The organism is Acinetobacter sp. YWS30-1 (genome assembly GCF_033558715.1).
Taxonomy (GTDB): domain Bacteria; phylum Pseudomonadota; class Gammaproteobacteria; order Pseudomonadales; family Moraxellaceae; genus Acinetobacter.
Genome location: NZ_CP114606.1, coordinates 2885200 through 2900601, shown reverse-complemented (window position 1 = coordinate 2900601; position 15402 = coordinate 2885200). Strand labels below are relative to the sequence as shown.

Annotated in this window: 16 protein-coding genes and 2 pseudogenes; 10 read left to right on the top strand and 8 right to left on the bottom strand. The window is 42.6% G+C overall.

Annotated elements, in window-relative coordinates; genetic code table 11:
* Positions 1-88: 88 nt before the first annotated feature.
* Positions 89-2254, top strand: a pseudogene (locus O4M77_RS13790) (type VI secretion system Vgr family protein); the annotation flags it as partial.
* Positions 2255-2275: 21 nt separating this feature from the next.
* On the opposite strand, the pseudogene O4M77_RS13785 reads toward O4M77_RS13790, so the two are convergent.
* Both O4M77_RS13785 and O4M77_RS13780 read right to left on the bottom strand, forming a co-directional pair.
* A pseudogene (locus O4M77_RS13785) lies at positions 2276-2363 on the bottom strand (IS982 family transposase); the annotation flags it as partial.
* A gap of 129 nt (positions 2364-2492) precedes the next feature.
* Positions 2493-3455, bottom strand: a complete 963-nt coding sequence (locus O4M77_RS13780; RefSeq protein ID WP_125279924.1) for an IS30-like element IS18 family transposase — start codon at positions 3453-3455, stop codon at positions 2493-2495.
* Positions 3456-3828: 373 nt separating this feature from the next.
* Between O4M77_RS13780 and O4M77_RS13775 the strand changes: the two genes are divergently transcribed.
* A complete protein-coding gene (locus tag O4M77_RS13775; RefSeq protein ID WP_323713587.1) occupies positions 3829-4092 on the top strand; it encodes a hypothetical protein in 264 nt (87 codons plus the stop codon).
* Positions 4093-4123: 31 nt separating this feature from the next.
* Here the strand turns inward: O4M77_RS13775 and O4M77_RS13770 are convergent.
* Positions 4124-5256, bottom strand: a protein-coding gene (locus O4M77_RS13770) for an IS3 family transposase (protein WP_323713361.1) whose coding sequence is annotated in 2 segments (ribosomal slippage) — positions 4124-5004 and positions 5004-5256 — 1134 coding nt in all. Because the reading frame shifts where the segments join, the coding sequence is not laid out codon by codon here.
* 309 nt (positions 5257-5565) lie between these two features.
* Positions 5566-6486 (bottom strand): Dyp-type peroxidase, encoded by a 921-nt coding sequence (locus O4M77_RS13765; RefSeq protein WP_323713586.1) that lies wholly within the window; start codon positions 6484-6486, stop codon positions 5566-5568.
* A 159-nt stretch (positions 6487-6645) separates the two neighbouring features.
* Here O4M77_RS13765 and O4M77_RS13760 point away from each other — a divergent pair, with 159 nt between their 5' ends.
* Positions 6646-7266, top strand: a complete 621-nt coding sequence (locus O4M77_RS13760) for a LysE family transporter (protein ID WP_179992718.1) — start codon at positions 6646-6648, stop codon at positions 7264-7266.
* A 39-nt stretch (positions 7267-7305) separates the two neighbouring features.
* Here the strand turns inward: O4M77_RS13760 and O4M77_RS13755 are convergent, their stop codons facing one another.
* From O4M77_RS13755 to O4M77_RS13740, 4 genes are read right to left on the bottom strand one after another with little or no spacing between them, the layout of a single operon-like run.
* Positions 7306-7776: a DUF523 domain-containing protein gene (locus O4M77_RS13755; protein WP_323713585.1), complete on the bottom strand. Its 471-nt coding sequence runs from the start codon at positions 7774-7776 to the stop codon at positions 7306-7308.
* Between the two features lie 3 nt (positions 7777-7779).
* Positions 7780-8580: a zinc ABC transporter permease subunit ZnuB gene (znuB, locus tag O4M77_RS13750; protein ID WP_034705182.1), complete on the bottom strand. Its 801-nt coding sequence runs from the start codon at positions 8578-8580 to the stop codon at positions 7780-7782.
* A 3-nt stretch (positions 8581-8583) separates the two neighbouring features.
* The gene (znuC, locus tag O4M77_RS13745; RefSeq protein ID WP_323713584.1) at positions 8584-9366 is read right to left on the bottom strand and encodes a zinc ABC transporter ATP-binding protein ZnuC; all 783 of its coding nucleotides are present in this window, start codon (positions 9364-9366) and stop codon (positions 8584-8586) included.
* A complete protein-coding gene (locus O4M77_RS13740) occupies positions 9348-9845 on the bottom strand; it encodes a transcriptional repressor (protein WP_005233384.1) in 498 nt (165 codons plus the stop codon). The genes znuC and O4M77_RS13740 overlap by 19 nt, the downstream gene beginning before the upstream one ends.
* Positions 9846-9990: 145 nt before the next feature.
* Between O4M77_RS13740 and O4M77_RS13735 the strand changes: the two genes are divergently transcribed.
* From O4M77_RS13735 to atpA, 7 genes are all read left to right on the top strand, one after another.
* Positions 9991-10830, top strand: a complete 840-nt coding sequence (locus tag O4M77_RS13735; protein WP_159124347.1) for a metal ABC transporter solute-binding protein, Zn/Mn family — start codon at positions 9991-9993, stop codon at positions 10828-10830.
* 170 nt (positions 10831-11000) lie between these two features.
* Positions 11001-11399, top strand: coding sequence for an ATP synthase subunit I (locus O4M77_RS13730; RefSeq protein WP_166139355.1), 399 nt, complete (start codon positions 11001-11003; stop codon positions 11397-11399).
* A gap of 104 nt (positions 11400-11503) precedes the next feature.
* Positions 11504-12379, top strand: a complete 876-nt coding sequence (gene atpB / locus O4M77_RS13725) for a F0F1 ATP synthase subunit A (protein WP_004780701.1) — start codon at positions 11504-11506, stop codon at positions 12377-12379.
* A gap of 82 nt (positions 12380-12461) precedes the next feature.
* The gene (gene atpE, locus O4M77_RS13720; protein ID WP_000424060.1) at positions 12462-12707 is read left to right on the top strand and encodes a F0F1 ATP synthase subunit C; all 246 of its coding nucleotides are present in this window, start codon (positions 12462-12464) and stop codon (positions 12705-12707) included.
* Between the two features lie 39 nt (positions 12708-12746).
* Positions 12747-13217, top strand: a complete 471-nt coding sequence (locus tag O4M77_RS13715) for a F0F1 ATP synthase subunit B (protein ID WP_004780703.1) — start codon at positions 12747-12749, stop codon at positions 13215-13217.
* A gap of 12 nt (positions 13218-13229) precedes the next feature.
* Positions 13230-13766, top strand: a complete 537-nt coding sequence (locus O4M77_RS13710) for a F0F1 ATP synthase subunit delta (RefSeq protein ID WP_200229238.1) — start codon at positions 13230-13232, stop codon at positions 13764-13766.
* A 46-nt stretch (positions 13767-13812) separates the two neighbouring features.
* Positions 13813-15357, top strand: coding sequence for a F0F1 ATP synthase subunit alpha (gene atpA / locus O4M77_RS13705; protein WP_004780707.1), 1545 nt, complete (start codon positions 13813-13815; stop codon positions 15355-15357).
* Positions 15358-15402: the final 45 nt, after the last annotated feature.

Sequence of the window (15402 nt, the reverse complement as noted above, 5' to 3'; positions counted from 1 at the left end):
TCATGTGAAATAAATACCAAGATGGATTGTTCTAAGCTTATTCCCTAAAATCAGTGCGATAAAAATAACCTCAAATAATAATTATAAAATGCTACAGAGTATTTATACGGTGCTTGAAGGTTTGGGTCTAAGCTCACAGAAGCGTGCACTTCATCTCCGATTTTCCAATGAAATTTTAAATTCTCAGGTTCTGATTCAGCGTATTGAAGGCAGGCACTGGATCAATGAGGGGCTACATGCTGAATTACTTTGTCTATCCACCCATCCTTATATTGCCTTAAAACAGTTTATTGGCTGTCAGGTTGCTGTTGATCAAGTCACTGATCAAGGTGAGCTTTTCCGAACTACAGGTATCATTACCGCAGCTAAACAGGGTTATAGCGATGGTGCTTTAAGTGTCTATCAGCTGACTCTCGAAGATGCGACTTCACTTTGGCATAAACGCCGTAATAGTCGTGTGTTTTTGAATAAAAGTGTCAAAGAAATCAGTGAAATTTTGTTTGCTGAATGGCAAAAGCGAAGTGGCTTATTTGCGCAAAGTTTAAGTTTGGATCTTTCCGGACTAAATCGTGAATATGATGTACGGCCATTGGTCATACAGTCCAATGAAAGTGATTATGACTTTCTGACCCGCCTATGGCGTAGTGAGGGTATTAACTGGCTGATTGATGAAAAGGAATTAATCATTTCAATATCAGCTCGAACCATTCAGCCACAAGTCCTGCGTCTTGTTGATGAGCAGCAATATTTTCAAGCCTTAAAGCGCCGTTCCATCCGCTTCCATCGCAGTCATGCAACTGAGCAATTCGATACTATCACCAGCCTAATTGCTGAGCGCCAATTAGTGCCAAACAATGTTGGATTGCAACGCTGGCAAGCTATAGATTTGGAGCAAGAGCAAAACCAGCAGTTGGTGAATATTCAGCAAAGTAGTGTTCAGGATCATACCAGTTTAAGTCTGGAAGATGTCTGGAACATCAGTCCAGCTTGGACCAGTGACCTAAAGAGAGAAGATCAGGCTACATCATCCAGCCCAGCTCAACTGGATCAACTTAGTCAGCAACTTAGTCACTATCATGCCATGCGGTCCAAATATTTTAAGGCCAGCAGTAGTGTTCGTGATGCCCAAGTCGGTTACTGGTTTGAACTGCATGACCATCCCGAAATTGATCAACATCCGTACAATGAGCGTGAATTTTTAATTTTGGGCAAACACTTCTATAACCAGAATAATTTACCGAAAGATCTTTTGCTACAGGTGGATCAGCTCATGCAATCCAGTCACTGGAAAGTTCTGGATGACGAGAGACAAGGTAATGAGCTGTATTTAATTCGTCGAGATATTCCGGTGATACCTGAATATCATCCACTACAACATCGGCCCGTGGCCTATCCACAACGGGCGAAAGTGGTAGGGCCTGAAGGTGAAACTATTTATATCGATGAATGGGGACGCGTGAAGGTTCGCTTTTTATTTACCCGTAGTGAAGATCATCAGCATGATGGTGGTGCTGGCGCCAATGATAATGACACTGATTCGGCCTGGGTAGATGTGCTAACGCCATGGGCAGGTGAAGGTTATGGCGCCCGATTCCATCCACGTATCGGGGAAATTGTAGTGATTGATTTCTTCGAAGGAGATATTGATCGTCCCTTTATTGTTGGACGTATTCATGAAGCTGAACGTTATCAAACTATGTTTGATAAGAAGGGGCAGTTGCCATTCACTAAAAAACTAAGTGGTATCCGTTCTCAAGAGGTGGAGGGTGAAGGTTTTAACCAGCTTCGCTTCGATGATACAACTGGACAGATTAGTGCACAGCTGCAAAGTAGTCATGGAGCCAGTCAGCTAAATTTAGGAAATCTAAGTCATCCAAAAGAAGATGAGGCTAGCGACGGGCGTGGTGAGGGCTTTGAGTTAAGAACAGATCAATGGGGAGCACTTAGAGCGGGAGCTGGCTTGCTTCTCTCTACCTATAAACAAGAAAATGCCAATGCCAATCACTTAAATGCCAGTCCTGTGAAAAGCCAGCTTGAATCTAGTTTGAATCATAGTAAAGCCTTAAGTGAGATTGCCAAAAATCAGCAAACAGATCCCTTAGAAGGGTTAGATCATCTGAAAAAATTTCTGGATCAGATTGAACAGCAAGATCAAAGCAAGGCTGAAACCTTTAAACAGGCTTTAATGCTGCTGTGTGCACCGAATTCAATTGCACTCTCAACTAATGAAGATCTGTATCTTTCAGCTGATCAGTTCGGACTCTGGAGAAACGACGACTTTGTTTAAGGAAATTCCAGTAGGTTGCTTCAAATTTAAGAAAGAAATCATCAATTACGCAAAATAATTCGGTACTATTAAACATCGGGACTAGAGTTTTAAGTTTTATGTGGTAACTCAACTGATGGCTCTAGTCCTCTTATTTTTCAAGTCAATTTTTTATCCGCGATTCGGGTTAAAATATGAAAATACTTAAATCTATAGTAAGGCGGATTCAAGCGGCAAGTGCAACAGTATAAAAACCAGCCATAACTTCACTCGGTGTATACCAACCTAGTGTTTTTCTAGGACGATGGTTGAGTGCAAATTCTATCTGCTCTATTTGTTCGTTTGACACGCCATCAAACGATGATGATTTTGGCAGATATTGACGGATTAAACCATTCGTATTTTCATTTCTAGCTCGCTGAATAGACTTGTAAGGATCAGCAAAATACGTCTCTATGCCAGCATCAGTAATTCTTTTGTGTTCGGAAAATTCTTTGCCATTATCAAATGTCACACTATAAGCATGGCTCATTTGTAAACGATCTAATGCACAAGTAATCGTTTGAGAGGATGCTCTTGTTGGCCCTAAATGAACAATATGTACATACAGGCTCTTTCGATCAACGAGAGTCAATAAAGCACCTTTATGATGTTTACCAATCACCGTGTCACCTTCGAAATCTCCTAAACGTTGTCGTTGATCAATGACCTGGTCTCGGCAGTGAATACTTGTTTTATCAATGATTTGACCCCTACGATCCGTGTTTTTGTAACCGCGTTTTCGATATTTCTTCTGATGCCTTAAATGTAGATGAAGTTTACCGCCTTTTGATTTATCTTGATAAATGTACTGGTAAATCCACTCATGTGAAGGTACATCCAGCCAACCGCGTTGTGTTAAAGCACCTGAAATTTGTTCGGGTGACCAGTCCAAACCAATCAAATAATCAATATAAGCGAAGGCAAATGCTGTCATTGATGATGAAGGACGGTACCGTCTTTGACTTGCAAATTTAGCTGCCTGTTGAGCTCTATATCCACGTTGCCCAGTATTTCTTTTTAATTCACGGTAGATGGTTGATCGTGAACGTCCTAATTCCCGAGCAAGGGTAGCGATTGAACTTTTACTTTTCAAAGTAGCATAAATTTCGTATCTTTCATCTTGAGAAAGTTGGGTGTATTTCTTCATTGTGTGCTTTCCAATTGCGAGTTGAAAAAGTCTAATGATTCTATGAATACACCTAACTTTTTCAACTAACTACAAATGTGTTGCACTTGGGATTTGAATCTGCGTAATAATTAGCAGTAGCTTCTTTTCACTATTATGTCACGCAAAAAATATAGATTGGAATGATTACCAGCAAAGTGCTACCCAAATTAAAGAACCAGTTTTATTTCTGGATCAATTTGGTAGATTCTCTCAATTAAATAAAAATTTAAAATTAAGTTTAGTTGATTATGGGGATAAAAACAAAAAATATTCTGGTGGAGATTACATTCTTAAGAGTTATGGCGTCGAAGTTTTAAATAGTCAAAAAACTTATATTTTATATCAAGGTACTGTGCCTTTAAAATCAACTGTAGATTTAAAAATACTTTATCAAGATAAAAAAATAGTTGCCTTTCGGATAAGGGAATTTAGTGAATTAGATTATGTGAAAAGACCTTATAAAAAATTTATATCTAACTTTTTTATATATAATAAGTTATCAAATTTAGTTATTGAAGCTCCAGTAGTAAATTCTTCATCTTCTAATTTAGAAAGTGATTACGGGAGTATATTGGCTGGTGATAATAGAGGTGGTCCCACATGTTTGAACAACTAAAAGCTTATTTATAAGTGATACTCTGCTCTAGTTAAGCTACCTTATTTTGTTGTGGTAGCTGGTCATAGTAAAACTCATCTGGAGTCATTTTGTCCAGACTCGAATGAGGTCGTTTCAAATTATAAAATTCAAAATATGCGTTTAATTGCTTCTTCGCATCCAAAACATTGCTGTAGGCTTTGAGATACACCTCTTCATATTTAACGCTCCGCCATAATCGTTCAACCATCACATTATCAACCCATCGACCTTTACCATCCATACTGATTTGAATGCCATTTGATTTCAATACATCAATAAATGCATCACTGGTAAACTGACTGCCTTGGTCTGTATTAAATATTTCAGGTCGACCATATTTTTCAATAGCTTCATTTAATGTTTCTATGCAAAATGTAACCTCCATACTAATCGATACCCTATGCGCAAGTACCTTGCGGCTATGCCAATCAATCACAGCACATAAATAAACAAAGCCTTTTGCCATAGGGATATACGTTATATCCGTAGACCACACTTGATTACTGCGCTGAATAGCCAATCCTTTGAGCAGATATGGATATTTGCGGTGAGCTTGATTAGCCTGGCTTAAATTTGGTTTGCAATATAACGCATTAATGCCCATTTTCTTCATTAAAGTACGTGTATGACGTCGTCCTATATGATGTCCTTGACGATTCAACAAATCACGCATCATACGGCTACCTGCAAAAGGGTATTGCATATGTAACTCATCCATACACCGCATCAGCTTCAGATCTGATGAGCTAACAGGTTTTGGGCGATAGTAATAACAACCACGGGAGACTTTCAGCAGCTGAGCTTGCTTAGATACTGAAATCTGAAGTGAGTCATCGATTAACTTTTGTGGTTGAAGCGGCCCAGTTTCTTCAACACACCTTCTAAAAAATCAATTTCTAATGCCTGCTCACCGATTTTTGCATGTAGTTTTTTTAGATCGATGGGTGGTTCTGTTGGAGCTTTTGATTGATCGAAAGCTTGCGAGGAAGCTGAAATCAGTTGATTTTTCCAGTCAATAATTTGGTTTTGATGAACATCAAACTCAGAACTCAATTCAGCAAGTGTTTTTTCTGCTTTGATCGCAGCAAGTGCTACCTTAGCCTTAAAGTCGTTTGAATGATTTCTTCTTGGTCTACGTGCCATAAAATACTCCATATATTGATGTTTATAACATCATTTGAGGAGCAGAGTATCACTTATAGGAGTTGTTCAAATTTCCGGATCCATCTCTAATTTTTCTTATATTAAAGAAGAGAAAAAATATTTATATAATGCCAATATTAGGGAAAGTAACAGGAAAATTAATGACTATAAATTGATTTTAGATTCAGATTTAAAGTGCTTAACATTTACTCTAGGGTGTGAAAATATTAATTATAGAAATTTTCTTAAAAAATAATTTTTTAGATTGCTACATTATGGAGAATGTAGCAATCACCGACCTTATAAATTTTACCCTTCCAAAACCTCTTCCAGTAACTCCTCACTTGGTGCAAAGTAATACGCACCATCCATTGGAGTCACGAAGTGTAGCAAGCGGTCATGGATCCCATCGCCTGATGTACCAAACATACGCACTAACATGGTATCAATGATTTTCAGGTCTTTGGTATAAGCAATGAAGAATAGACCTTGGTCACCACGACCATCTCCATAAGGTAGAGAGTGACGTAGAATTTCCATTTCCTCGCCTTCCTCATCTTCAACGACAGTACGAGCGATATGCGCATTGGCAGGTTTTACTTCATCCTCGAGCTCAATCGATTCAAGTTTGGTACGACCCATCACTTGTTCTTGAGCATCGACTTTGAGTTTTTTCCATTTATCCAGGTTATGGGCATAACGCTGCGCAAAAATGAATGAACCGTCTTGGAAAATGCCAGCATCTTCACCCAGTAAAGCCACTTCAGCTCGATCATCCGGGAATTGCGGATTTTCAGTCCCATCAATGAAACCGGTAATATCACGGCCATCAAAGTAACGGAAGCAAACACGCTCATCTAGTACTTCAACCTGATCGCGAATACCTTCGAAGAAAGACTGACTCAAGGCGAAACAGATATCGGCACGCGCACTGGCAATATGAATCAGTACATCAGCGGGAACCACAGGCATATTAAATGAACCTTGAATTGGCTCTAATTGTTTAAAACCAGCAGGTGCCTGTTCATACAATTTTGACCAGAGTTCAGAACCAAAAGCGACAGCCGTTTTAATTTGCGCATTCGGATGTTGGGTAATCAGGCGATCGCGTGTCGTAAATAGCTGTTCTAATCGTTCCTTAAAATCTTCAATACTGAGATCTTTCAGGCGTAAAACAATAAAGCGAGCATGATCTGAAGGTAATGGCAAAATTACAGATTGGGCTGTCATTCATGGCTCCTGTAATAAATTTCTGTATCCAATCCTGCTATTGTGCCTGAAGCACTATAGAGTGAATAGTATGCAGTCTGATGTTTAAGCAATTTTTTTGGCTGAAAATATTGGAAAAGTCATATAATTGGATCCTGAATCTGAATGAGTTAAATCTCCATGTCCTATCAAGTCTGGTTTGCTTATATGTTAGCCTGTTGGGTGATCAGTATTTCCCCAGGTGCGGGTGCTATTGCTTCGATGTCGAGCGGACTAAATTATGGCTTCCGACATGGATATTGGAATGCGCTCGGCCTGCAACTCGCCCTATTGGTTCAAATTGCTATTGTGGCTGCCGGGGCAGGGGTATTGTTCGCGACTACACCTTGGGCATTTCTTGCTGTGAAATGGTTTGGGGTTGCTTATTTACTGTATCTGGCCCTTTTGCAGTGGAAAGCACCAGCGCAGTCGATTGAAATTAAACATGAACTCGCACGAAAATCAGCTGGGAAACTCGTCATCCACGGTTTTCTGGTCAATATGAGTAATCCCAAAGCGATTGTATTTTTGCTGGCAGTATTGCCGCAATTTCTGGACTTATCTAAACCGCAATGGATTCAATATGTGATTATGGCCGCGACTATGGTAACGATTGATCTGATCGTGATGGCAGGCTATACCGGCCTGGCTGCCAAGGTTCTGCGTCTTCTGAAATCGCCAAAACAGCAGAAAGTCATGAATCGAACTTTTGCCAGCTTGTTCGCTGGAGCCGCATTTTTATTGAGTCTAGTACATCAGTAGGAGAACCTCTTCTTACAGGAGAGGGAATTCAACGATCTCTTAAAGAATCATCTGTAAAAATTCATCTTCAGTCATGACCTTAATATCATGCTGTTTAAGTAATGCAGCCGTCACACCATTACCCTGAATTTTATTTCCAGTAAATGAGCCGTCATAAATCAGCTTGCTGCTACAAGAAGGGCTATTGGCTTTGAGGATGGCATGTGTCGCTTGAAATCTTTGGGCAAGATCTAAAGCGGCATAGGCGCCTTTGATAAAGGCATCGGAAACATCTGTACCATTTATATCTATAACATGAGCTTGGTACAGCAGCACATCTCGACCATCGCCAGATTGAATCTCTGCTGCGGGTCGGGGTATAGGCAAACCACCACTGACTTCAGGGCAAATCGTGACATATTGCTCCGGCAATAAATAATCGACCAACTCTTTTACCAGACAGTCGCGACTATCATAACGGACCTTGTGTCCGAGCAAGCAGGCACTAATTAGATAAAATTTGCCTGTCATGCCTTAAGCCAGTTTTTTAAACTTCTGTAGAATAAAAATAGCAGCAAACAGCACTGACATGGTCAGCACAATGGTCAAACCTGTTGACGTATTCAGACCTGCACTTGACCAGAGTCCGACTGTCACACCAATTTGTGCAATCACAAAAGCCCAGATCACCATTTGACGCGGAGAATTTGCCAATAGGCGAGCAGTGAGTGCTGGAATCACTAGTAAGGCACCCATCAAAAGAGAACCGACCGCACGTAATGCCAATACAGTAAACAGTGCCAATAACAACATAAAGATCAGACGCTGCAGTTTTGCATTCACGCCTTCACTGATCGCCATATCAGGATCAATCGCAATCTGAATCTGTGCCTGCCAGCTTTTATACAGGACAGCCAAAGCCAAGATAATCACGACGGCAAAAGTAGGAAGATCTGTCCATGAAATAGTGAGTAGATCACCAAATAAATAGCTAAGCAATTCCGGTCTTAAACTTGGTAAATGCTGAATGAATAATAAACCTGAACAGAGCAGGGTTGCTGAGCAGAGTGCAAGCAATGCATCATTTGGCAAACGTGGGTCATACAGTACCCAAAGCACAGCAACCAATAAGACTGCGATAAAGCTGACACCCATCCAGAGTGGCAGGCTCATTGCACCGGCAATCGCAACACCCAATAAAGTACCATGCGCCATGGTGTCGGCGAAAAATGACATACGGCGCCATAGCATCAGACAGCCAAGCGGTGCGGTCAGGAACACCAAGAGTGTTCCCATAATCCATGCAGGTAATAGGAGAGATAACCAATCCATCATGGCTTAAGCTTCCGGCTCGGGGTGAATGTGGGGGCGTGAATCGTGCTGACAAGGTGTGGCTGAATCGCCATGGGCACAATGATCATGATGATGTTGGTAGAACACCCGATTGGTACCGAAAATGGCCTGGTATTCCGGATGCCGCTGCACGCTTTCTGGCAGGCCGCTACAACAGATATGTTTGTTCAAGCAGACCACACGATGCGTGCCTTGCATCACCCATTGCAGGTCATGCGATACCATTAAAATGGCACAGCCATATTTTTCTGGCAGGCTGCGGACATATTCATACAGTTCAGCTTCGGATTGAATATCCAGTCCCTGCATCGGTTCATCCAGTACCAGAATATCCGGCTGACGTAATAAGGCACGTGCTAGCAGAACACGTTGACGTTCACCACCAGACAATTGCTGAACTTTGGAATTTTCCAGCTTGGCAATACCGGTATCACGGATAATTTCAGCTTTAATAGCTGAAGGGCATTTTTCTAGTGCCAGCAGATCTTTAACCCGTAGCGGTAAACTATGTGACGGATTGAATTTTTGTGGCACATAAGAGAATTTCAGCTTGCGCGCCGTTTTGATTTCACCGGATTTTGGTTTGACGATCCCAAGCATGACCTTTATTAAGGTCGACTTACCGGCACCGTTCGGACCAATCAGCGTAACAATCTCTTTCTCCTGCAAAGAGAAATCAATCGCCTTTAAAATGTCACGATCATCAATATTGACCCAGATCTTGGAAAGCTGGATCAAGGGTGATGCATTCAAGCTTTGTTGCGACACTGCTGACAGATTCCTGAAATTTCGATAATGCTGTGGTGTGCACTAAAATCGTCTGAAGCCGCCAAGGCATCCAGTTGTTCTAATAAACCTTGTGCAGATGCTTCTTTGACTGCTTTACATTCAGTACAAATCAAGAATGCCGCCTGATGGCCTTCACGCGGATGGCAGCAGGGAATATAGGCATTAATAGAGGTCAGGCGGTGAATAAAGCCTTTTTCTAATAAAAAGTCGAGTGTACGGTACACCGTTGGTGGGGCAGCGGGACGGTCGCTGGCATTTTTCATTTGTGCCAGCAGGTCATACGCACCCATCGGGCCGCTTGCATTCAGAATCAGTTCCAGTACCTCTTTGCGTAAAGGAGTGAGGCGTGCGCCACTTGCCGCACAAAGACTCTCTGCTTCGGCCAGACGTTGCGCGACATTTGGATGGTCGTGTACGCCGTGCAATGCATTGTGGTGTTCGTGCGAACATGAACCCATAGTTCACCTCAGGTGCGAAACTGAAAATTAAAAGATTTCAAATCTTAACATGAAGCGCCCAGAGTTTCGATTGGGCATAGGTATTTTTGTGATTTTGTTATATTATAACACTATTAAATTTGTCCTTATATAGTGATTTCTCTTCATGTTCCGTTTCCTTGCCCTGTGTAGTCTGGCTTTGTTCAGTACCCTTAGCTGGTCGCAAAGTTTGGTGGTTTCAACGCAGCCGATTTATCTGATTGCCAAGACCATTACTCAAGGCGTGGAACAGCCGACTTTATTATTGGCCAATCAAAGCGGTCATGATGTCAGCCTCACCCCGGCACACCGTAAAACGATTCAGGATGCCGGCCTGGTGATCTGGTTGGGGCAGGCACATGAAGCACCGTTGGCAAAAGTGTTGAACAATAACAATAAAAGTATCGCGATTTTAGATTCGGGTATTCTGACCACTTTGCCAATGCGTAATCCACGTGGGCAAGCCTTAAAAGATACCGTCGATACCCATGTCTGGCTCGATCCCAACAATGCAGTGCGCATCGGTTTCTTCATTGCAGCCTTACGTTCTCAGCAGCTGCCTGAGCATCGGGAGGTCTATTGGAAAAATGCGCGTGACTTTGCCCAAACCATGTTTTTGACTGCACAGCGTTATAGTTCTACAAGTAAAGCTCAACCTTATTGGTCCTATCATGATGCCTATCAATATCTGGAACGCCCATTGAACCTGAAGTTCATGGGGGCTTTGACTGATGATCCGCATGTCTCACCAACCGTGGCGCAGATCAAGTATCTGCAAGACAGTCGTGTGCAGAGCAAAATGTGTCTGCTGGCAGAAGCGCATGCTGGTGAAAATCAGTACCGAAAACTGAAACCGATTGTATTCCAGAGTGTTGATGAAAGCATGAGTGGGGCAGGGGACTTTATCCAGGCCTGGCAGAAATTGGCCGAGCAAACCCGTAAATGTGTGTTAAATGCCCATCAATGATTTAAAAATAATCAAGTTTTGATTAGTTTGCCAGCATTTGATCTGTTGAAAAAAACACGACTAAGGTCGGGAAAAGATTGCATGTTCAGGGGTGTAACTCTATAATGCCTGCGATTAAAAATAATCATCAGCTAAACTTGTCAAGCATGCTTGCTGTGAGTGAATAAATAATGAGCCGAACTAGTCGCTTGATTGACCGACGATTAGCGAAAGCTTTAGTCCTCTTACAAGCATTAATGATTCCTGTTTCAGCCTTGATTGGCTGGGTCGTGAAAGACTCAACCGTAGCCTTGAGTGCCGCTTTGGGGGCGTTCGTCTGCTGGCTTGCGAGTTGTTATTTTTCATGGCAATCATTTCGAGCGGCAGGAGCCCGGGCATCTAAGCAGGTTCTTTCGAACATGTATAAAGGCTTGATGGGCAAGTTTGCAATTGTGATTGTTGGTTTCATTTTAATTTTAAGCAATGTCAAGCCGTTATCCCCGGTTGCGTTGTTTTGTGGTTTTATGCTCGTTCAAGCCATGTCGTGGGTCGCTCCTTTTTGGGTGTCACGTCTACAAAAGCGAGTTTAAACACAACAAAAAATTGAAAAGTTTTTTTAGGAGCAGGCGAGATATCAAGCAGCACGCGATATTCGTTTGTTCTATAGTTTTTTGACATTGACCAGGTGTGATTTATGGCTGCTGAAGAACATGCCCTTACTTCGACCGAGTATATCAAGCATCACTTGACCAATATGACCTATGGCAAAATGCCAGACGGTACATGGAAATTGGCCGAGAACGGTGCTGAAGCTCAACAGATGGGGTTCACTGCTATTCACTTGGATTCAATGGGTTGGTCAATCGGCCTTGGTATCATTTTCTGCTTGTTATTCTGGCTCGTAGCGAAAGCTGCAAACTCTGGTGTTCCTACCAAGTTCCAGTCTGCAATCGAAATGATTATCGAGTTTGTTGACTCAAGTGTACGCGATACCTTCCATGGTAAATCGCGTTTGATCGCTCCACTAGCGCTAACCATCTTCGTGTGGATTTTCCTCATGAACTTGATGGACCTTATCCCGGTTGACTGGATTCCTTATGTCGCTCAACACGTGATTGGTGGCCTGTTTGGTATTGATCCACACCACGTATACTTCAAGATCGTTCCATCTACTGACCCTAACATTACCCTTGGTATGTCATTGTCTGTATTTGCACTTATCTTATTCTACAGCATCCGTGAAAAAGGTGTTGGCGGCTTCGTTGGTGAACTAGCACTTAACCCATTTAACCCAAGTAACCCAGTTGCAAAAGCGATCCTTATTCCAGTGAACTTGATTCTGGAATTGGTAACCTTCCTTGCACGTCCAGTTTCATTGGCTCTACGACTATTCGGTAACATGTATGCGGGTGAGTTAATCTTCATTCTTATCGCGTTATTACCGTTCTGGATCCAGTGGGCGTTATCTGTGCCTTGGGCGATCTTCCACATTCTTGTTATTACGCTACAAGCATTCATTTTCATGATGCTGACTATCGTATACTTGAGCATGGCAAGCGAAAAGCATTAATGGTATTGCCTAACTGTCACGGGATGGTTGGGCACAATTTTTTAACTTAATTTGGTATAAACCTAACCTCTGAGGAATTATCATGGAACTCACTTTAGGTCTAGTTGCAATTGCATCTGCTATCTTGATCGCTTTCGGTGCTTTAGGTACTGCGATTGGTTTTGGTCTTCTAGGCGGCCGTTTCCTTGAAGCTGTAGCTCGTCAACCAGAATTGGCTCCACAACTTCAAACTCGTATGTTCTTAATCGCGGGTCTTCTTGATGCTGTGCCTATGATCGGTGTTGGTATTGGCTTGTTCTTCATCTTCGCTAATCCATTTGTAGGTTAATCAGCTTAATTCCGAAATTCACTATTTGAGGAATTTGCAATGAATATCAACCTCACATTGTTTGGCCAAGCGATTGCGTTTGCGATTTTCGTCGCATTCTGCATGAAGTTTGTATGGCCACCACTAATCAATGCGATTAGTGAACGTCAGCGTAAAATCGCTGATGGCTTAAACGCTGCTGAAAAAGCGAAGGCTGACCTTGCAGATGCGCAAGCACAAGTGAAAGCTGAACTGGACGCGGCAAAAGCACAAGCGGCTCAATTGATCGAACAAGCGAACCGTCGTGCAGCGCAATTGGTCGAAGAAGCTCGTACCCAAGCGTCAGCTGAAGGTGAGCGTATTCGTCAACAAGCTAAAGAAGCTGTTGATACTGAAATCAATGCTGCTCGCGAAGAATTACGTCAACAAGTGGCTGCTCTTGCAGTTGCTGGTGCTGAGAAAATTCTTAGCCAGCAAGTTGACGCAGAAGCTCACAATGCCATGCTGACTCAGCTGGCTGCTAAACTTTAAGAGAGGCGGATTATGGCTGAACTCTTGACGTTGGCACGCCCTTACGCTAAAGCAGCATTTGCTTACGCTTCTGAGCAAGGTGCAACTGACAATTGGTCAACAGCACTTAACTTGCTCAGTGCTGCGGTGCAAGACGAAGCATTTTCAGCTTATCTAAATCGCCCTGAGTTGACACCTGCTGAGCAGGTGGCACTTTTTGCTAAAGTTTTAGGCGAAGACCAAACGCCTGCAGTGTCAAACTTTTTGACTATGCTTGCTGAAAACGCACGTTTGGCTTTGCTTCCTGAAATCGCTGCAGAATATGAACAGCTCAAATCACAGAATAACAATACTGTGGATGTTGTAATTGAATCAGCATTCCCATTGACTTCTGTACAAGAACAAATTCTTGCTCAAGCGTTAGAAAAACGTTTCGCTGCGGCAGTAAATGTTTCTGTAGAAGTGAACCCAGCGTTAATTGCGGGTGTGGTTATTCGTGCAGGCGACCAAGTGATAGATGATTCTGCGCTTAATAAGCTTGAAAAAATGCGTACTCGTCTTCTAGCTTAATTGCATATAAGAAGACTGAACTTTAAAAAGATTGAGGTATAGCGCAATGCAACAACTGAATCCATCCGAGATCAGTGCGCTCATTAAACAGCGTATCGGCGATCTGGACACCAGCGCGACCGCTAAAAACGAAGGTACCATTGTTATGGTATCCGACGGTATTGTGCGCATTCACGGCCTTGCTGATGCAATGTACGGTGAAATGATCGAATTCGACGGCGGCTTATACGGTATGGCACTGAACCTAGAACAGGATTCAGTGGGCGTCGTTGTTTTAGGTAACTACTTAAGCCTTCAAGAAGGTCAAAAAGCTCGTTGTACAGGTCGTGTATTAGAAGTTCCGGTTGGTCCTGAACTTCTTGGTCGTGTCGTAGACGCTTTGGGTAACCCGATTGATGGTAAAGGCCCTATTGATGCAAAACTTTCTGATGCTGTTGAAAAAGTAGCACCAGGCGTAATTTGGCGTCAATCAGTGGATCAACCTGTACAAACTGGTTATAAATCAGTAGATACAATGATCCCAGTAGGCCGTGGTCAACGTGAGTTGATCATTGGTGACCGTCAGACTGGTAAAACAGCTATGGCGATCGACGCGATCATCGCTCAGAAAAACTCTGGCATTAAATGTATCTACGTTGCAGTTGGCCAAAAACAATCAACTATCGCAAACGTAGTACGTAAGCTAGAAGAAACTGGCGCTATGGCGTATACAACTGTTGTAGCAGCAGCTGCAGCCGATCCAGCAGCAATGCTGTTCTTGGCTCCATACTCTGGCTGTACAATGGGTGAATACTTCCGTGACCGCGGTGAAGACGCTCTGATCATCTATGATGACTTGTCTAAACAAGCTGTTGCTTACCGTCAAATTTCATTGCTTCTTCGTCGTCCACCAGGTCGTGAAGCTTATCCAGGTGACGTGTTCTATCTACATTCACGTCTACTTGAACGTGCTTCTCGTGTATCTGCTGACTACGTTGAGAAATTCACTAACGGTGAAGTTAAAGGCCAAACTGGTTCATTAACTGCATTGCCGATTATTGAAACTCAAGCAGGTGACGTATCTGCATTCGTACCAACCAACGTAATTTCGATTACTGACGGTCAGATCTTCCTTGAAACATCATTGTTCAACGCGGGTATCCGTCCTGCTGTGAACGCGGGTATCTCTGTATCTCGTGTTGGTGGTTCTGCGCAGACTAAAGTCATCAAGAAATTGTCTGGTGGTATCCGTACTGCACTTGCACAGTACCGTGAATTGGCAGCGTTTGCTCAGTTCGCTTCTGACCTTGACGAAGCAACTCGTAAACAGCTTGAACACGGTCAACGCGTAACTGAGCTTATGAAGCAAAAACAATATGCTCCATACTCAATCGCTGACCAAGCTGTATCAGTTTATGCATCTAACGAAGGCTACATGGCTGACGTAGAAGTGAAGAAAATCGTAGACTTTGACGCTGCGTTAATTGCTTACTTCCGTTCAGAACACGCTGCGTTAATGCAAAAAATTGACGAGACTGGTGCTTGGGATAAAGATATCGAAGCTGAATTCAAAGCTGGTATTGAAAAATTCAAAGCGACTCAAACTTACTAATTTAGCAACTTGCTAGATTGGTGTTGGTTTGGTTCACGGAATCAA

Coding starts and splice junctions, on each gene's coding strand:
- znuB (WP_034705182.1), bottom strand. CDS start 8,580: ATGATGGATTGGTTATCTCTCCTATTACCTGCATGGATTATGGGAACA.
- atpB (WP_004780701.1), top strand. CDS start 11,504: ATGGCTGCTGAAGAACATGCCCTTACTTCGACCGAGTATATCAAGCAT.
- O4M77_RS13735 (WP_159124347.1), top strand. CDS start 9,991: ATGTTCCGTTTCCTTGCCCTGTGTAGTCTGGCTTTGTTCAGTACCCTT.
- O4M77_RS13760 (WP_179992718.1), top strand. CDS start 6,646: ATGTCCTATCAAGTCTGGTTTGCTTATATGTTAGCCTGTTGGGTGATC.
- O4M77_RS13755 (WP_323713585.1), bottom strand. CDS start 7,776: ATGACAGGCAAATTTTATCTAATTAGTGCCTGCTTGCTCGGACACAAG.
- O4M77_RS13765 (WP_323713586.1), bottom strand. CDS start 6,486: ATGACAGCCCAATCTGTAATTTTGCCATTACCTTCAGATCATGCTCGC.
- O4M77_RS13730 (WP_166139355.1), top strand. CDS start 11,001: ATGAGCCGAACTAGTCGCTTGATTGACCGACGATTAGCGAAAGCTTTA.
- O4M77_RS13710 (WP_200229238.1), top strand. CDS start 13,230: ATGGCTGAACTCTTGACGTTGGCACGCCCTTACGCTAAAGCAGCATTT.
- O4M77_RS13780 (WP_125279924.1), bottom strand. CDS start 3,455: ATGAAGAAATACACCCAACTTTCTCAAGATGAAAGATACGAAATTTAT.
- O4M77_RS13715 (WP_004780703.1), top strand. CDS start 12,747: ATGAATATCAACCTCACATTGTTTGGCCAAGCGATTGCGTTTGCGATT.
- atpA (WP_004780707.1), top strand. CDS start 13,813: ATGCAACAACTGAATCCATCCGAGATCAGTGCGCTCATTAAACAGCGT.
- O4M77_RS13740 (WP_005233384.1), bottom strand. CDS start 9,845: ATGGGTTCATGTTCGCACGAACACCACAATGCATTGCACGGCGTACAC.
- atpE (WP_000424060.1), top strand. CDS start 12,462: ATGGAACTCACTTTAGGTCTAGTTGCAATTGCATCTGCTATCTTGATC.